Source organism: Sphingomonas sp. DC1600-2 (assembly GCF_049897605.1).
In the GTDB taxonomy this organism is placed as follows: domain Bacteria; phylum Pseudomonadota; class Alphaproteobacteria; order Sphingomonadales; family Sphingomonadaceae; genus Sphingomonas.
Genome location: NZ_JAFCWO010000003.1, coordinates 291,692 through 307,701, shown reverse-complemented (window position 1 = coordinate 307,701; position 16,010 = coordinate 291,692). Strand labels below are relative to the sequence as shown.

Annotated in this window: 16 protein-coding genes; 2 read left to right on the top strand and 14 right to left on the bottom strand. The window is 64.1% G+C overall.

The genetic code is table 11. The features are described from left to right. Positions 1-2 precede the first annotated feature (2 nt). The 10 genes from odhB to ACP7BL_RS08085 form a co-directional block, all read right to left on the bottom strand. Complete coding sequence (gene odhB, locus ACP7BL_RS08130; RefSeq protein ID WP_137902842.1) at positions 3-1,205, bottom strand: 2-oxoglutarate dehydrogenase complex dihydrolipoyllysine-residue succinyltransferase; 1,203 nt, start codon at positions 1,203-1,205, stop codon at positions 3-5. Positions 1,206-1,303: 98 nt separating this feature from the next. Then, positions 1,304-4,234: a 2-oxoglutarate dehydrogenase E1 component gene (locus ACP7BL_RS08125; protein ID WP_137902876.1), complete on the bottom strand. Its 2,931-nt coding sequence runs from the start codon at positions 4,232-4,234 to the stop codon at positions 1,304-1,306. Between the two features lie 152 nt (positions 4,235-4,386). Beyond that, positions 4,387-5,271 (bottom strand): succinate--CoA ligase subunit alpha, encoded by an 885-nt coding sequence (sucD, locus tag ACP7BL_RS08120; protein ID WP_033966213.1) that lies wholly within the window; start codon positions 5,269-5,271, stop codon positions 4,387-4,389. A gap of 62 nt (positions 5,272-5,333) precedes the next feature. Then, positions 5,334-5,630 carry a GIY-YIG nuclease family protein gene (locus ACP7BL_RS08115; RefSeq protein WP_426258057.1) on the bottom strand — a complete coding sequence of 99 codons (297 nt, stop codon included), beginning with the start codon at positions 5,628-5,630 and terminating at the stop codon, positions 5,334-5,336. A 53-nt stretch (positions 5,631-5,683) separates the two neighbouring features. After that, the gene (gene mdh, locus ACP7BL_RS08110; protein ID WP_137902841.1) at positions 5,684-6,646 is read right to left on the bottom strand and encodes a malate dehydrogenase; all 963 of its coding nucleotides are present in this window, start codon (positions 6,644-6,646) and stop codon (positions 5,684-5,686) included. 151 nt (positions 6,647-6,797) lie between these two features. Beyond that, positions 6,798-7,097 (bottom strand): hypothetical protein, encoded by a 300-nt coding sequence (locus ACP7BL_RS08105; protein WP_341203939.1) that lies wholly within the window; start codon positions 7,095-7,097, stop codon positions 6,798-6,800. Positions 7,098-7,107: 10 nt separating this feature from the next. Continuing rightward, entirely contained in the window at positions 7,108-7,434 is a 327-nt protein-coding gene (locus ACP7BL_RS08100) for a YbjQ family protein (protein WP_426258056.1), read from the bottom strand. 60 nt (positions 7,435-7,494) lie between these two features. Then, a complete protein-coding gene (gene zapE, locus ACP7BL_RS08095) occupies positions 7,495-8,604 on the bottom strand; it encodes a cell division protein ZapE (protein ID WP_426258055.1) in 1,110 nt (369 codons plus the stop codon). A gap of 46 nt (positions 8,605-8,650) precedes the next feature. Next, complete coding sequence (locus ACP7BL_RS08090) at positions 8,651-9,112, bottom strand: PaaI family thioesterase (protein WP_126848128.1); 462 nt, start codon at positions 9,110-9,112, stop codon at positions 8,651-8,653. Between the two features lie 117 nt (positions 9,113-9,229). Further along, positions 9,230-10,015, bottom strand: a complete 786-nt coding sequence (locus tag ACP7BL_RS08085; RefSeq protein WP_033966218.1) for a succinate dehydrogenase iron-sulfur subunit — start codon at positions 10,013-10,015, stop codon at positions 9,230-9,232. Positions 10,016-10,281: 266 nt separating this feature from the next. Here ACP7BL_RS08085 and ACP7BL_RS08080 point away from each other — a divergent pair, with 266 nt between their 5' ends. After that, a complete protein-coding gene (locus ACP7BL_RS08080; protein ID WP_426258054.1) occupies positions 10,282-11,025 on the top strand; it encodes an SDR family NAD(P)-dependent oxidoreductase in 744 nt (247 codons plus the stop codon). A 57-nt stretch (positions 11,026-11,082) separates the two neighbouring features. Here the strand turns inward: ACP7BL_RS08080 and ACP7BL_RS08075 are convergent, their stop codons facing one another. From ACP7BL_RS08075 to sdhC, 4 genes are all read right to left on the bottom strand, one after another. Beyond that, positions 11,083-11,643 carry an ATP-dependent Clp protease proteolytic subunit gene (locus tag ACP7BL_RS08075; protein ID WP_033966220.1) on the bottom strand — a complete coding sequence of 187 codons (561 nt, stop codon included), beginning with the start codon at positions 11,641-11,643 and terminating at the stop codon, positions 11,083-11,085. Positions 11,644-11,733: 90 nt separating this feature from the next. Then, positions 11,734-13,536: a succinate dehydrogenase flavoprotein subunit gene (sdhA, locus tag ACP7BL_RS08070; protein ID WP_426258053.1), complete on the bottom strand. Its 1,803-nt coding sequence runs from the start codon at positions 13,534-13,536 to the stop codon at positions 11,734-11,736. Continuing rightward, a complete protein-coding gene (sdhD, locus tag ACP7BL_RS08065; protein ID WP_033966222.1) occupies positions 13,529-13,927 on the bottom strand; it encodes a succinate dehydrogenase, hydrophobic membrane anchor protein in 399 nt (132 codons plus the stop codon). The genes sdhA and sdhD overlap by 8 nt, the downstream gene beginning before the upstream one ends. A 1-nt stretch (position 13,928) precedes the next feature. Next, on the bottom strand, positions 13,929-14,339 hold the full coding sequence (gene sdhC, locus ACP7BL_RS08060) for a succinate dehydrogenase, cytochrome b556 subunit (RefSeq protein ID WP_081988796.1): 411 nt from the start codon (positions 14,337-14,339) through the stop codon (positions 13,929-13,931). A gap of 317 nt (positions 14,340-14,656) precedes the next feature. Here sdhC and ACP7BL_RS08055 point away from each other — a divergent pair, with 317 nt between their 5' ends. Next, positions 14,657-16,000, top strand: a complete 1,344-nt coding sequence (locus ACP7BL_RS08055; protein WP_126848212.1) for a methyl-accepting chemotaxis protein — start codon at positions 14,657-14,659, stop codon at positions 15,998-16,000. Positions 16,001-16,010: the final 10 nt, after the last annotated feature.

Here is a 16,010-nt window from a genome sequence, read left to right as displayed (position 1 = left end):
GATTACAGGTCGATCAAAATCCGCGTCGGGTCTTCGATCGCGTTCTTCAGTGCGACGAGGAACGTCACCGCTTCGCGCCCGTCGATCAGGCGGTGATCGTAGCTCAGCGCCAGATACATCATCGGGCGGATCACGATCTCGCCGTTCACCACCACCGGGCGGTCCTCGATGCGGTGCAGGCCGAGCACAGCCGCCTGGGGCGGGTTGATGATCGGGGTCGACATCAGCGAACCGAACACGCCGCCGTTCGAGATGGTGAAGGTGCCGCCCTTCATCTCTTCCATCTTCAGCGTGCCGTCCTTGGCGCGCTTGCCGAAATCGCCGATCGTCTTTTCGACTTCGGCGACCGACATCTGATCGGCATCGCGCACCACCGGCACGACGAGCCCACCCGGCGACGACACCGCGACCGAGATATCGGCATAATCGTGATAGACGATCTCGTCGCCCTCGATCGAGGCGTTGACGCTGGGGATGTCCTTCAGCGCAAGGCATGCCGCCTTCACGAAGAAGCCCATAAAGCCCAGGCGAACGCCATGCTTCTTCTCGAAGAGATCTTTGTACTTGGCGCGCGCCGCAATCACCGCGCTCATGTCGACGTCGTTGAACGTCGTCAGCAGGGCGGCGGTGTTCTGCGCTTCCTTCAGGCGCTTGGCGATGGTCTGGCGCAGGCGCGTCATGCGCACGCGCTCTTCCTTGCGGCCAGTGGCGGCAGCGACCGAGGGGGTTACCGGGAGCGGTTCGCTCGGCGCGGCGACGGGCGCTGGCGTCGCGGCGGCGGCGAGGACATCGTCCTTGGTCAGGCGACCGTCCTTGCCGGTGCCCTTGACCGTCGCCGGATCGACGCCGTGTTCGAGCACCGCGCGGCGCACCGACGGGCTGAGCGCGGCGGGTGTGTCCGCCGCCGGGGCCACGGGCGATTCGAGCACCGCCGGCTGCGGTGCAGCGGCGACCGCAGGCGCCCCGTCACCCGCCTCGATCGTCGCGATCATCGCGCCGACGAGGACGGTGTCACCAACCTGCACTGCATGCTGGCCCATCACGCCCGCCACTGGCGAAGGTACTTCGACCGAGACCTTGTCGGTTTCGAGGCTCGCGATCGGCTCGTCGACCGCGACCTTATCGCCCGGCTGCTTGAGCCATTCGCCGAGCGTCGCTTCGGTGATCGATTCGCCGAGTACCGGTACTGTGACTTCGGTTGCCATATCTTGCTTCTTCCAACTGTGCTCCTGCGGAAGCAGGAGCCTAGGGTTGCTCTGCGGGAGCCTGGGTTCCTGCCTGCGCAGGAACACAAGCGCCGTCGTTAAACCTTGCGCGTCCGCCGAATTTCCTCGCGGACGCTATGCCCCAGCGCATCGGCAACCAGCGCTGCCTGCTCCATCTGGTGCCGCTTCATCAGCCCGGTGGCGGGCGATGCCGAAGCCGCCCGCCCGGCATAGCGCGCGCGTGTCGAGCGCACGCCCGCTTCGACCAGACACTCCTCGATGAACGGATCGACGAAGCTCCACGCGCCGTTATTCTTTGGCTCTTCCTGCGCCCAGACGACCGTCTCGAGATTGGGCATCTTCTTCAGACGCTCGACCAGCGGCTCGCCGGGGAAGGGATAAAGCTGTTCGAGGCGGACAATCGCGGTGTTGGTATCGCCAGCCGCATCGCGCGCTTCGATCAGGTCATAAGCGACCTTGCCGGTGCACAGGACGAGGCGTTTCACATCGACATCCGCCGGAGCGGAAGGGTCACTAAGGATGCGCATGAAATGGCTGTCGCCGAGGAAATCCTCGGTCTGCGACACCGCTAGCTTATGGCGCAGCAGCGACTTGGGCGTGAAGATCACCAGCGGCTTGCGGAACGAACGGTGCATTTGCCGCCGCAGCAAGTGGAAATAATTGGCGGGCGTGGTGCAGTTGGCGACCTGCATGTTATCCTGCGCGCACAATTGCAGGAAGCGCTCGACGCGCGCCGAGCTATGCTCGGGCCCCTGCCCTTCATACCCATGCGGCAGCAACATCACCAGGCCGTTGGCGCGCAGCCACTTGGCCTCGCCGCTGGCGATGAACTGATCGATCATGATCTGCGCGCCGTTCATGAAGTCGCCGAACTGCGCCTCCCACATCACCAGCGTCTTGGGGTCGGCCAGCGCATAGCCATATTCGAAGCCGAGCACGCCATATTCGCTAAGCGGGGAGTCGAGCACTTCGAAGCGGCCATGCGGGATCGTCTCGAGCGGGCGGTACTTATGCTCGTCGGTCTGGTCGACCCACACTGCATGGCGCTGCGAGAAGGTGCCGCGGCCCGAATCCTGGCCCGACAGGCGCACGCCATAGCCTTCCGACAGCAGCGACCCGAAGGCCAGCGCCTCGCCCGTCGCCCAGTCGAAATTCTTGCCCGACTTGAACATCTCGCGCTTGGCGTCGAGCACGCGGTTGAGCGTCTTGTGGACGGTCAGCCCCTCGGGGATCGTGGTCAGCGTGCGACCAAGCGAATCGAACAATTTCTGCTCGATGCCGGTGTTGACGTTGCGGCGTGCGGTCTCGGCGTCTGCGGGTGCGTGCAGCCCCGACCAGCGCCCGGCAAACCAGTCGGCCTTGTTGGGCTTGTAGCTCGCCCCTGCCTCGAACTCGCCCTCGAGCAGCGTGGTGAACTGTTGGATATTGTCGTCGATCCAGGCGCGGTCGATCACCTTCTGCGCGATCAGCTTCTGGCCGTAGATTTCGCTGACCGGGGGATGATCCTTGATCGCCTTGTACATCAGCGGCTGGGTGAAGCCGGGCTCGTCACCTTCGTTATGCCCGAAGCGGCGATAGCACCACATGTCGATCACGATGTCGCGGTGGAAGCGCTGACGGAACTCGATCGCCATCTTGGTGGCGAAGGTCACCGCCTCGGGATCATCACCGTTGACGTGGAAGATCGGGGCCTGCACGCCCTTGGCGACATCGCTCGGATAGGGCGAGCTGCGCGCATATTGCGGGCTGGTGGTAAAGCCGATCTGATTGTTGATGACGAAGTGGATGCAACCGCCGGTATTGTACCCGCGGATTCCGGAGAAACCGAGGCACTCCCACACGATGCCTTGCCCGGCAAACGCCGCGTCGCCGTGAATCAGCACGGGGAGCGACGCCTTGTGCTCGGTCAGATCGTTGGCGATCGTCTGGATCGCGCGGGTCTTGCCCAGTACGACCGGGTCTTCCGCCTCGAGGTGCGAGGGGTTGGCGACCAGCGACATATGCACGCTGATCCCGTCAAATTCACGATCGGTCGAGGTGCCGAGGTGGTATTTCACGTCGCCAGACCCGGCGACGTCATCGGGATTGTCCGACCCGCCGCCAAATTCGTGGAAGATGATGCGGAACGGCTTGGCCATCACGTTGGTGAGCACGTTCAGGCGACCGCGATGCGCCATGCCGAACACGATTTCGCGCACGCCGAACTGGCCGCCATATTTGATGACCGATTCGAGTGCCGGGATCATGCTCTCGCCACCGTCGAGGCCGAAGCGCTTGGTCCCCACGTACTTCTTACCGCAGAAGCGTTCCCACTGCTCGGCCTCGATCACCTTGTTGAGGATCGCCTTCTTGCCGAGATCGGAGAACTCGATCGCTTTATCCTTGCCCTCCATGCGCTCCTGCAGGAAGCGGCGCTCCTCGACATCGGCGATGTGCATATATTCGAGGCCGACATTGCCACAGTAATTGGCGCGCAGGATGTCGACGAGTTCGCGCACCGTCGTCCATTGCAGCCCCATCGTGCCGCCGAGATAGACAGGCCGATCGATATCGGCGTCGGAAAAGCCGTGATATTCGGTCTTCAGGTCATCGGGCATCTCGCGCTTGGACAGGCCAAGCGGATCGAGGTTGGCCGCCAGATGGCCGCGCACGCGGTAGGTGCGGATGAGGAGCATCGCGCGGATCGAATCGCTCGCCGCGCGCAGGATGGCGTCCTGCGACGGGGCGGCGGGTGCTGCGGCAGCGGCAGGCTTGCCCTTGGACGGCTTGGGCGCGGGCTCCATCTGGGTTGGATCGAGCGCGGAGGTCAGGTCGTCGGTGGACGAGAGCGGCCAATTGGCCTGCTGCCACGACGCGCTGCCCGAAGCGCCTTCCAGCCCTTCGAACCACGATCGCCAGGACGGCTCGACACTGTCGGGCGACGCCTTGAAGCGCGCATACAGCGATTCGATAAAAGCGGGGCTTACGCTGCCCGCCACATCCGCGAAATCCTGGCCTTCGAAGCCCATAATCTTCACCTCTGCTTTCCCTCTCCCACCGGGAGAGGGAGGGGCCCGCCCGCGAAAGCGGGTGGGAGGGTGAGGGTGACATCGGGCACTGTGCCCGTCACCCTCATCCGGCCCTGACGGGCCACCTTCTCCCACCGGGAGAAGGTTCTTGTTTAACCGTTCAACACCGCCAACAAGGTGGTGCCGAGCTCGCTGGGCGAGTCCGCGACACGGATCCCGGCGGCTTCCATCGCCGCGATCTTGTCTTCGGCACCACCCTGCCCGCCACTTACTATAGCACCGGCATGGCCCATGCGACGGCCCGGAGGTGCCGTGCGGCCCGCGATGAAACCTGCCATCGGCTTTTTGCGGCCGCGCTTGGCCTCGTCGATCAGGAACTGCGCCGCCTCTTCTTCAGCCGAGCCGCCGATTTCGCCGATCATGATGATCGACTTGGTCGCCTCATCGGCGAGGAACAGCTCGAGCACGTCGATGAAGTTGGTGCCGTTGACCGGATCGCCACCGATGCCGACCGCGGTCGTCTGACCGAGACCTGCATTCGACGTCTGGAACACCGCTTCATAGGTAAGCGTGCCCGAACGGCTGACAACCCCGACCGAACCCTGCCGGAAAATGCTGCCGGGCATGATGCCGATCTTGCACTCGCCAGGCGTCAGCACGCCCGGGCAGTTCGGGCCGATCAACCGCGACTTGGAGCCCGACAGCGCGCGCTTGACCTTGACCATGTCGAGCACGGGAATGCCCTCGGTGATCGTCACGATCAGCGGCACCTGCGCATCGATCGCTTCGAGGATCGAGTCGGCTGCGAAGGGCGGTGGAACGTAGATTACCGATGCGGTCGCGCCGGTCTTGGCGACCGCCTCGGCCACGGTGTCATACACCGGCAGATCGAGGTGCGTCGTGCCGCCCTTACCCGGGGTAACGCCGCCCACCATCTGCGTGCCATATTCCAGCGCCGCCTTGGTGTGGAAGCTGCCGGTCTCCCCGGTCATGCCCTGGGTGATGACCTTGGTATTCTTGTCGACGAGGATGCTCATAAGGGTCCTGCTCTTCGTTCAATTCCACCCCGGCGAACGCCGGGGCCCAGTTGCGATTCGGCTCATGGCTGCGCGATCCGGTCGTAGAGATCTTCCCAATCCGGGTTGAGCCCTTCGATCTCATCGACTTTCCAGCGCCGCCTCCATTCCTTCATCTGCAGCTCGCGCTGCCTTGCATCTTCCCAGTCGGCTCGGGCTTCGTACCAAACCAGCAGCTTGCACCCGTATCGCTTCGTGAACCCTTCAACGAGTCCGTTGCGATGCTCCCAGGCGCACTTGGCCAGATTTACCGTCGAACCCAGATAAATCGTGCCGTTGCGCTGACTGGCCATGATGTAGACATAAGCGTGTCCGTTCATCGCCAGCGTTCCACAACTGGGCCCCGGCGTTCGCCGGGGTGGTACTTACTCCCTTAGTTCAAGCTCGAATCGATCGCCTTGCAGGCAACCAGCAGCTCCTTGACCGCATCGACCGACACGGCAAGGTTCGCCTTGGCTTCGTCGTCGAGTTCGATCTCGACCACCTGCTCGACGCCGCCTGCACCGATCACCACCGGCACGCCGACATAGAGATTGTCGATGCCATATTGGCCGGTCAGGTGCGCCGCTGCCGGCAGCACGCGCTTCTGGTCATAGAGATAGGCTTCCGCCATCGCGATGCCGCTGGTGGCGGGTGCATAATAAGCCGAACCGGTCTTGAGCAGCGCAACGATCTCGCCGCCGCCGCCGCGCGTGCGCTTGACGATCGCGTCGATCTTTTCCTGAGTCGAACGCCCCATCTTGATGAGGTCGGGAACCGGGATACCCGACACCGCCGAATATTGGATCACGGGGACCATGGTGTCGCCGTGGCCGCCGAGCACGAAGCTGGTCACGTCCTTGACCGAAACATCGAACTCTTCGGCGAGGAAGTGGCTGAAGCGCGCCGAGTCGAGCACGCCGGCCATGCCGACGACCTTGTTGTGCGGCAGACCCGAAAATTCGCGCAGCGCCCACACCATCGCATCGAGCGGGTTGGTGATGCAGATGACGAACGCGTCGGGCGCGTTGGCGGCGATACCCTCGCCGACGGCCTTCATCACCTTGAGGTTGATGCCGAGCAGATCGTCGCGGCTCATGCCGGGCTTGCGCGCGACACCGGCGGTGACGATGATCACGTCCGCGCCTGCGATGTCCTTGTAATCATTGGTGCCGGTGATCTTGGCGTCGAAGCCCTCGACCGGCGAGCACTGGCTGAGATCGAGCGCCTTGCCCTGCGGCACGCCTTCGACCACGTCGAACAGGACGACATCGCCCAGGCCCTTCAGTGCTGCGAGATGGGCGAGCGTGCCGCCGATGTTGCCGGCGCCGATCAGCGCGATCTTCTTGCGAGCCATCGAATGTCCTTCTTCGCTGTGGCCGCGTGCGGCCGACCTGTCTCGGCCGCGTTCGGCCTGAACGCGCGCGGCTTAGGCCGGTTTTCCCTGCGGGGCAACCCGAAAGAGAACGCCTTTGTCAAGGCTTATTGCACATGGTTCGCAAGTGCAATTATTCGGCATCGGGGTGCTCCATTGCCACATAGCGCCGCTCACCGGTCTTCGCATCGAACCATACCGACACCGGCTTGCCCGACGCATCGTCGATGAAACGCTCCGACGTCTCGCGCCAGTCAGGCCCCTGGGGCGCGCGCTGCACCGCGCCGTAGCGTACGCGCTCAAACGCAATGCCACCCGCCAGCAGCCCGGCCGCGACGACCGTCGGCCACGTTCCCGGATCCAGCACCACGCCAATCAGCGCGGCTGTCAAAAACAGCGCGGCGACGACCAGCACGAAGGTGCGCAGCATCATCGCCGGGGCTTCATTCGGGCGCGGGATCGAGCAGCACGGCGGTGCCGTACGCGACCACCTCGTTCATCGCCTGCGCGATCTCGCCCGAGTCGAAGCGCATCATCAACACCGCGTTCGCCCCCATCAGCGTGGCGTTGGCCACCATCCGGTCGATCGCGTGCCGCCGCGTATCCTCGACTAGCCTGGTATATTCGGGAATCTCGCCACCAACGATCGAGCGCAGGCTGGCGGTGATGTTGCCGCCAATCCCGCGACTGCGCACGACAACGCCAAACACCTGACCCAGCGTCGCGCGCACGGTGTGGCCGGGGACAGTCTCGGTAGTGGTCACGAGCATGGCATGGCTCCCAAGGGCAGCAACTCCCTTAACGCGCCAACACGCCGCTGTTAAGCGGGTTCAGTCGGTACCATGCCCCTGCGCCAGGTAGGTTTCCGAACGCATCTCTTCCAGGCGGCTGATCGTACGGTCGAACTCGAAGCGGCCATCGCCCTTTTCGTAGAGCTGCGCCGGTTCGGCATCTGCGGCCGCCAGCAATTTGACCTTCTGCTCGTACAATGCGTCGATCAGGGCGACGAACCGCGCCGCCTCGTTACGGTTTTCCGGCCCCAATTTGGGAATGCCGACCAGGATGACGGTGTGGAAGCGCCGGGCGATCGCGATGTAATCGGCGGGCCCGCGCGCTTCGGCACATAGTCGCTTGAAGCTGAACACCGCGACGCCTTTCAGTGCCTTGGGCACATGCAGCGTGCGACCCTGCACGATCAGATCCTCGGACGGCACATGCGCGCGATCCTCGACCGGAAAATCGGTGAGGCGGAAAAAATCGCCCGAGAGGATTCGCGTCGCTTCGGGGCCGTTGGGCACCAGCCAGGTGTCGACCTGACCCAGCCGGTCGCGCCGATAATCGGTCGGGCCGTTGAGCGCGATCACATCAAGCCGCGACTCGATCAGCGCGATGAAGGGCAGGAAATGCTCGCGGTTGAGGCCGTTCTTGTAGAGATCGACCGGCGGGCGGTTGGAGGTGGTCACCACCGTTACGCCCTCCTCGAGCAAGTGCGTGAACAGCCGCGACAGGATCATCGCATCGGGGCTGTTGGTCACCATCATCTCATCGAAGGCGAGCAGCCGCGCTTCCTCAGCCAGTGCGTGGGCAAGGCCGGGGATTGGATCGCCCTGCTCCTTGGCGCGCTCGATCGCGAGGCGCTGGTGCACCTCCAGCATGAATTCGGCGAAATGGACGCGCCGTTTCCGGCGGATGTCGAGGCTGGTGTAGAACAAGTCCATCAGCATCGATTTGCCGCGCCCGACCCCGCCCCACAGATAAAGGCCACGGGGTGGCGCGGGCTTGCGGCCCAGCGCTCGCCACAAGGTGGAACCACGCTTGGGTGTTGCCTGCAGCGCCGTGGCGAGATCCGCCAGCCGCCGCGCCGCCGCCGCCTGTTCCGGATCGGGCTTGAGCTCGCCCGACGCGAGCAGCGCATCATAGCGCTTGAGGATGTCGGTCATCTGTTCCCGCTCGGCGCTTGAACGAAGCGGACGGACGCTCTGCGGCTCACTGATTGGCCCCCGGCGGCGTCGATTTGCGGAGCGTGCCCGTGAAACTGGCGATCGTCGGCGTGGCGTCCTGGACAATCAGCCCGCGCAGAAACAGCATGTTGCGCGTTTCCCGCAGCAATTCGACATGCGCCTCCAGCGGAACGCCGATCGCGCCGCCCCCGATGAACTGCGCCGACAGATCGAGCGTCACCGCCCCGCCCGCCTGCAAGACACCGAAGCCGCGCGCCGCCGCGAACAGCGCGACATCCATGAAACCGAGCAAGGCCCCGCCATGCACATCGCCGCGCATATTGGAATGTTCGTGCCGCGGCAGCATCCGCACCCGCGCGATCGGGCCTTCGACCTTGACCAGCAACGGCTCGATAAAGCTGTTGAAGCGCGTCGGATCGCGAAACTGCCAGCGCTTCCATCCCGGCAGATCGGGATCGTCGTCATACGAAAAAGGAGCTTCAGTCAAAACGCGACGATCCCCGATAGCCTGCTCCCCGCGGGAGACGGTAACCCCCGCATCGCGGATTAGGGTGACGCACGCGACCGTCGGCCTCACCCCAACCCTTCCCTCCAGGAGAGGGCGTTATACGATCCGTTCGACTTCCAGCTTCTTGATCTCGGCAATCGCCTTGGCCGGATTCAGACCCTTGGGACAGACGTTCGCGCAATTCATGATCGTGTGGCAGCGATACAGGCGGAACGGATCTTCCAGATCATCAAGCCGCTCGCCGGTCATCTCGTCGCGGCTGTCGGCGAGCCAGCGATAGGCCTGCAACAGGATCGCCGGGCCGAGGAACTTGTCCGAATTCCACCAATAGCTCGGGCACGACGTCGAACAGCACGCGCACAGGATGCACTCGTACAGGCCATCGAGCTTTTCGCGATCTTCCGGCGACTGCAGCCGCTCCTTGCCCGAGGGCGGCGGCGTGACGGTCTGCAGCCACGGCTTGATCGAGCTGTACTGCGCATAGAAATGCGTGAAATCGGGGACCAGGTCCTTGATCACTTCCATATGCGGCAACGGCGTGATGCGCACGTCGCCCTTCACGTCTTCGATCGCCTTGGTGCAGGCGAGCGTGTTGGTGCCGTCGATGTTCATCGCGCACGACCCACAAATGCCTTCGCGGCACGAGCGGCGGAAGGTCAGCGAGCTGTCCTGCTCGGACTTCATCTTGATCAGCGCGTCGAGCACCATCGGCCCGCACGAATCGAGATCGACCTCGAACGTGTCGTAATGCGGGTTTTCGCCCGCATCGGGATCGTAGCGGTAGATTTTGAAATTCTTGGTCCGCGACGCCTCGGCAGCGGCTTTATGCACCTTGCCGGTCTTCTTGATCTTAGAATTGGCGGGAAGAGAGAATTCGGCCATCGCTTGCTCGCGCTTTCCATCCGTGGGGAGCGGTACACCGCCCTAGAGTCTTATAGGCCGTACACAAGCAGGGGCCCGCTCGCAAACCCCTATGGCGACGAATTGCTGCAACTGCGATTGTCCATGCCGGTGCCCCGACGCATCAATCTTTGACGATGCAAAGAATAAGTAGCGGCACGGCGCGTTGAACGCGCGGCGCGCAACGCCATTTGCGAGGCAGCGCCGAAGACCCTCCAGCGGGCGGGCCGCGCCAGGGAATTCGCATCATGACCAGCAGACTCGAGGGCAAGAAAGCAATCGTGACCGGCGGATCGCGCGGGATTGGCGCGGCGATCGCCCGTCGGCTCGCCGCCGATGGCGCCGACGTCGTCATTACCTTTGCCGGAAATCAGGACGCCGCCAACCAGACCGTCGGTGCGATCACCGCCGCTGGTCGCAAGGGCTATGCAATCCAGGCCGACAGTGCCGATCCCGTCGCCCAGCGCGCCGCCATCAAGGAGGCGGTCGAAAAGCTCGGCGGGCTCGACATTCTGGTCCACAATGCCGGAATCGCCGACTTCGCCTCGATCGAAACCGATCCGGCCGACTCGTTCCGGCGCCAGTTCGGCGTCAATGTCGACGGCGTGTTCGCCGGCACCGCAGCGGCAGTGCCGCTGATCGCCGACGGTGGACGGATCATCGTGATCGGCAGCATCAACGCGCACACGATGCCGATTGCAGGCGGTGCCATTTACGGCGCGACCAAGGCGGCGGTGGCCGGGCTGGTACGCGGCTGGGCTCGCGACCTGGGATCACGCGGCATCCTGGTCAACGTCATCCAACCCGGCCCGATCGATACCGACCTGAACCCCGCCGACGGCGACATCGCCAAGCTGCTCACCCCCGGCATCGCGCTCGGCCGCTATGGCAAGGCGGACGAGGTGGCAGCGCTTGCCGCTTTCCTCGCCAGCGACGAAGCGTCGTACATCACCGGCGCGGCGATCGACATTGACGGGGGCTTCTCGCTGTAAGCGAAGGGCGGTGCCGGAAATTCCGGCACCGCCCGCCAGCGCCGCCGCGATACGCGGCTAAATCACGTCGAGCACCAGCCCCAGCGCGCGGGCTTCCTCGGCCTCAATGTACCAGTTGGACGGAGCCTTTTCGCGAAGTTCCTCGAAATCGACGCGGCTGCCCATCACGATGTCGCGAAAGCCTTCCTCCTCGATCAGGATCGAATGCTCGACCTCGTGCAGCGCCGCCTTGATCGAGGCAACGACCATGCGCAGCGGGCCGTTGAGGTTGAGCGTCTTGGTGATGGTGCGCTCATGGATCATCAGACGCGTGTGCCGCGTGAGGAAGCGGCGATCGACCGGGAAGGCCGCCATGAACGTGGCACCTGCCGAATAGACCGCGACCTTGCCCAGGAACAAAATCTCGCGCCCGTCATGATCCTCGAGCAAACGGATATCGTCGGCCATCGTCCGCGCGACCTCGGGGTCGCCACCAAGCGTCGTTAGGGCGATGACGAGCGTGCCCTCGCCCGGGCATTGCTCGAGCTGCTGGCGGAAGCTTGAATACATCATCTGGTCGACCGGCCCAGACAAGCGAATGTGCGGGTTGGCGAGCAGGGGATAGCGGGGCTGGGACATGAGCGCGCAAACCTCCGACGCGCGCGAGAGTTCCGGCGCGATTGGCAAGATCCCGGCCCTCCCTTGCAGGGGGAGGGCCGGGACGCGCGATCAGTAAACGCGCTTCTTGGGTTTGATATACTCGATATCGTCGGTCAGCGTATAATCATGCACCGGGCGGAAGCCGAGATCGACCGTGCCGTCCTTGCCGCCCCAACCGGTGAAGGTCGCGGTGGTGTGCTTCATCCAATTGACGTCGTCGCGATCGGGATGATCCTCGTTGACGTGCGCGCCGCGGCTTTCCTTGCGGTTGGCCGCCGAATTCATCGTCACCACCGCTTGCGCCAGCAGATTGTCGAGTTCGAGCGTCTCGACCAGATCGGTGTTCCAGATCAACGAGCGATCCTGCACATCGACATCGGCCAGGCGGCTGTAGGTCGCACCGATCTTCTCGACGCCTTCGCTGAGCAGCGCATTGTCGCGGAACACCGCGCAATTCTTCTGCATCGTGCGCTGCATCTCCAGCCGGATCGCCGCGGTCGGCGAGCCGCCCTTGGCGTTGCGGAAATGGTCGAGACGGCCAAGCGCCAGCTCTTCCGACCCCTTGGGCAGCGGCCCGTGCGACGTGTTGGGCTTGAGCGTTTCCTTCAGGCGCAGGCCGGTCGCTCGGCCGAACACCACGAGATCGATCAGGCTGTTCGAGCCCAGCCGGTTCGCGCCATGCACCGAGACGCACGCCGCCTCGCCCACGGCGAACAGACCCGGGACGACGCTGTCGGGATTGCCGTCCTTCAACTGCACGACTTCGCCGTGGAAGTTACAGGGGATGCCGCCCATATTGTAATGCACCGTCGGCGTGACCGGCAAAGGCTGGCGCGTCAGGTCGACACCGGCGAAGATCTTGCCGGTTTCGGTGATACCGGGCAGCCGTTCGTGCAGCACCTTCGGGTCGATATGGTCGAGGTGAAGGAAGATATGGTCCTTCTCCTTGCCGACGCCGCGCCCCTCGCGCATTTCCATCGCCATCGAGCGCGACACGACGTCGCGGCTGGCAAGATCCTTGGCGGACGGGGCGTAGCGCTCCATGAAGCGCTCGCCCTCGGAGTTGGTCAGGTAACCACCCTCGCCGCGTGCGCCTTCGGTGATCAGCACGCCCGCGCCGTAAATGCCGGTCGGGTGGAACTGGACGAATTCCATGTCCTGCAACGGCAGCCCGGCGCGCAGCACCATCCCGCCGCCGTCGCCGGTGCAGGTGTGGGCGGACGTCGCCGAGAAATAGGTACGGCCATAGCCGCCCGTCGCCAGCACCACGGCATGGCTGCGGAAGCGGTGGATCGACCCGTCATCCATGCACAAAGCGATCACGCCACGGCACACGCCGTTTTCCATGATCAGGTCGAGCGCGAAATATTCGATGTAGAAGTCCGCGTCATACTTCAGGCTCTGCTGATACAAAGCGTGGAGCATCGCATGGCCGGTACGGTCGGCGGCGGCGCAGGTGCGCTGCGCGGGCGGGCCTTCGCCCATATTCTGCATCATGCCGCCGAACGGGCGCTGATAGATCTTGCCTTCATTGGTGCGGCTGAACGGCACACCGGCATGTTCCAGCTCATACACAGCCTGCGGCGCCTCGCGGACCATATATTCGATCGCGTCCTGGTCGCCGAGCCAGTCGGAGCCCTTGACGGTGTCGTACATATGCCAGGTCCAGTGATCCGGACCCATATTGCCGAGGCTGGCGGCAATGCCGCCCTGTGCGGCCACGGTGTGGCTGCGCGTCGGGAACACCTTGGTGATGCACGCGGTCTTCAGCCCGGCTTCGGCGCTGCCCATCGTCGCGCGCAAGCCCGAGCCCCCGGCACCCACGACAACCGTGTCATAGGTATGGTCGATGATCTTATATGCCTCAGGCATGCGGCGCTCCGGTGGTGGCGGTGAAGGCGACCTTGAGGATCGCGAAAAGGGCGATGGCGGCGGTGCCGAAAGTGAAGAAGTTGAGGATCAGCAGCCACGCGACGCGTGCTGCGCCGTGGACATAATCCTCGATCAGCACCTGCAGGCCGAGTCGGAAATGGTAGAAGACCGACACGATCAGCAAGCCCATCGGGATCGCCGCCCAGGGCGATTGCAGCCAGCCGCGCGCGGTGTCGTAATCATAAGCAGGCATCCGCGCGATCGCGACGAAAAACCAGACCATCAGGAACAGGTTTGCCGCTGCGGTGACACGCTGCGCCCACCAGTGATGCGCGCCTTCCTTGGCGCTGCCGAGGCCGCGCACGCGGCCGAGTTCGGTTCCATTGCCCATCTTATTTCACCATCAGCAAATAGGCCCAGAAGGCCACGGTCGCGAGGACCGAAAATACCATCGTCGCGATCGACCCGACGCGATTGCCCTTCAGTTCATAACCGGCCCCGGTATCCAGCACGAAATGGCGGATGCCGGTGGCGAGATGCTGAAAGAAGCACAGCGTCAAGCCGATGCCGAACAGATAGCCGAGCGCCCCGCCCAGCCATTCGCCAAACACGAAGGTGAAGGTCGCATAGCTCTTGGCACCACCGGCCAGCGCCGCGAGCCACCACACCAGCACCACGGTGCCGACCGTCGCCATGCCATCGCCAGTGATACGGTGAACGATCGAAACGATCATGTGCGGACCCGGTTTCCAGATCGACAGATGCGGGCTGAGCGGGCGGGCGCGGGGAGCAGAGCTGGCCAAGGCGGAACGTCCTCGTCGATTGATGGGTCGAAATGTGCGGTCTGATACAGGTGTGCTCTCTTAGACACCGAAGCGCGCGATGCAAGGTTTGTAGGCTGCTTGTGCGCATGCAATCGCTACATGCGCCCCCGGGCACTGGTGGCGAACATGCCGACATCGCCCGCAGCGCGGTTGGCCAGAGCGAATCGAAGGGGCGATCGTCGCAGGGCGGCAACCGCGCTTACCGCGCATTAACCAAATCGCGCTACGCCATGTGTCGGACCGTCCGCTTCATCGGTCATGCCAGACACGGAGTTTTCGCCTTGACCGTCAATGAATTGCCCAATCCCGGCACGGTTGCTGCGACGATCGACATCCGGGCGCGGCTGCGCGCGTTCGATTCCGACAATTCGCTGGAGAGTGCGGCACGCGACGTGTGGACGATCCTGGAGCCCGATGCCGCAGACATCGCGCTGGCGTTCTGGGCCCAATGGCGGCGCGCGAGCCCCGGCGCGCAAAGCTGGCAACCGCATGAAGAAACCAAGATGGTCGAACTTGGCGTCACCTATCTGCGCCACCGTTTCTGCGACGTGTCCGGGCGCCTGTGGGTCGAGTCGATGGAGCGCTCGGTCGCCTCGGGCTACAAGGCGGGGGTCTCGACCATGGCTTTGCTGTCGATGACCTGCGCCAGCGATCGAGCCGCTCTGGAAATTCTGTTCAAGCGCGTGAAGTCGGACGACCCGCGCTTGCCGACGTTCATCGATACGGTGATGCGCCTGACCGGCCTCGAAGCCGAGATCACCGTCGAAATCTACAACGCATTCCGTGCCCACACCGCGCGCGGCGAACGCGACCGGCTGGCGATCGACTTCCGCGAAGGAATCGCTGCCACAGTGGAACAGGCAACGCAGGAATCGGAAGTGCTGCGCGGCCAATCGGTCAAAACCTCCACCTCGGCGCGCGGAATGCTGGGCAAGACCAGCGAAGTCGCCGCAGCAGCCGAGCAATCGGCGATGGCGATGCGCGAAGCAGCGCAAACCGCCGCCGGGCTTATCCGCGCGATCGAGGACGCGCGCACCGAAGTCGAAGCCGCCGCCGAAATCGCGACGCGCGCCTCGTCCCAGGCTGGTGCTGCGGTCGGCATGTCGGAGACGCTCAGCGACCACGCCAAGTCGATCGAATCGATCCTCGGTCTCATCCGCGACATTGCCGGGCAAACCAATCTGCTCGCGCTCAATGCCACGATCGAGGCCGCCCGCGCGGGCGATGCCGGGCGCGGCTTTGCCGTGGTTGCGCAGGAAGTGAAGAGCCTTGCCAACCAGACCGCACGGGCCACCGACGACATCGCCGCCAAGATCGCCGCGATCCAGTCCGCCACGCGCTCGACGGTCGAGACCAACGCCTCGATCAAGGCGACCGTTTCGGAAGTGCAGGAAAGCGCCAACCGCATCCGCTATGCGATGGAAGCGCAGGCGCAAACCGTCACCGCGATCACCGCCGCCGTCGATGAAACCGCGCTCGCCGCGGATTCGATGTCCAACACCATCACCGCGATCCGCGAGGACACCGAAAGCGTTGCCTCCGAGATCGACCGCGTCGGGCGCGGTTTCGACTCGCTCGATACGAAACTTGGCATGCTCAAGAACAGCGCGAGCGAATTCGTCGCGAAAGTCGCTGCATGAGCCCTGGAGA

What these genes read in the sequence shown, in the direction of transcription:
- sdhA (WP_426258053.1), bottom strand. Translation starts at nt 13,536, where the DNA reads ATGCCTGAGGCATATAAGATCATCGACCATACCTATGACACGGTTGTC.
- ACP7BL_RS08105 (WP_341203939.1), bottom strand. Translation starts at nt 7,097, where the DNA reads ATGATGCTGCGCACCTTCGTGCTGGTCGTCGCCGCGCTGTTTTTGACA.
- mdh (WP_137902841.1), bottom strand. Translation starts at nt 6,646, where the DNA reads ATGGCTCGCAAGAAGATCGCGCTGATCGGCGCCGGCAACATCGGCGGC.
- ACP7BL_RS08085 (WP_033966218.1), bottom strand. Translation starts at nt 10,015, where the DNA reads ATGGCCGAATTCTCTCTTCCCGCCAATTCTAAGATCAAGAAGACCGGC.
- ACP7BL_RS08100 (WP_426258056.1), bottom strand. Translation starts at nt 7,434, where the DNA reads ATGCTCGTGACCACTACCGAGACTGTCCCCGGCCACACCGTGCGCGCG.
- ACP7BL_RS08075 (WP_033966220.1), bottom strand. Translation starts at nt 11,643, where the DNA reads ATGTCCCAGCCCCGCTATCCCCTGCTCGCCAACCCGCACATTCGCTTG.
- ACP7BL_RS08115 (WP_426258057.1), bottom strand. Translation starts at nt 5,630, where the DNA reads ATGAACGGACACGCTTATGTCTACATCATGGCCAGTCAGCGCAACGGC.
- zapE (WP_426258055.1), bottom strand. Translation starts at nt 8,604, where the DNA reads ATGACCGACATCCTCAAGCGCTATGATGCGCTGCTCGCGTCGGGCGAG.
- sdhD (WP_033966222.1), bottom strand. Translation starts at nt 13,927, where the DNA reads ATGGGCAATGGAACCGAACTCGGCCGCGTGCGCGGCCTCGGCAGCGCC.
- sucD (WP_033966213.1), bottom strand. Translation starts at nt 5,271, where the DNA reads ATGAGCATCCTCGTCGACAAGAATACCAAGGTCATCACCCAGGGCATG.
- ACP7BL_RS08125 (WP_137902876.1), bottom strand. Translation starts at nt 4,234, where the DNA reads ATGGGCTTCGAAGGCCAGGATTTCGCGGATGTGGCGGGCAGCGTAAGC.
- odhB (WP_137902842.1), bottom strand. Translation starts at nt 1,205, where the DNA reads ATGGCAACCGAAGTCACAGTACCGGTACTCGGCGAATCGATCACCGAA.
- ACP7BL_RS08080 (WP_426258054.1), top strand. Translation starts at nt 10,282, where the DNA reads ATGACCAGCAGACTCGAGGGCAAGAAAGCAATCGTGACCGGCGGATCG.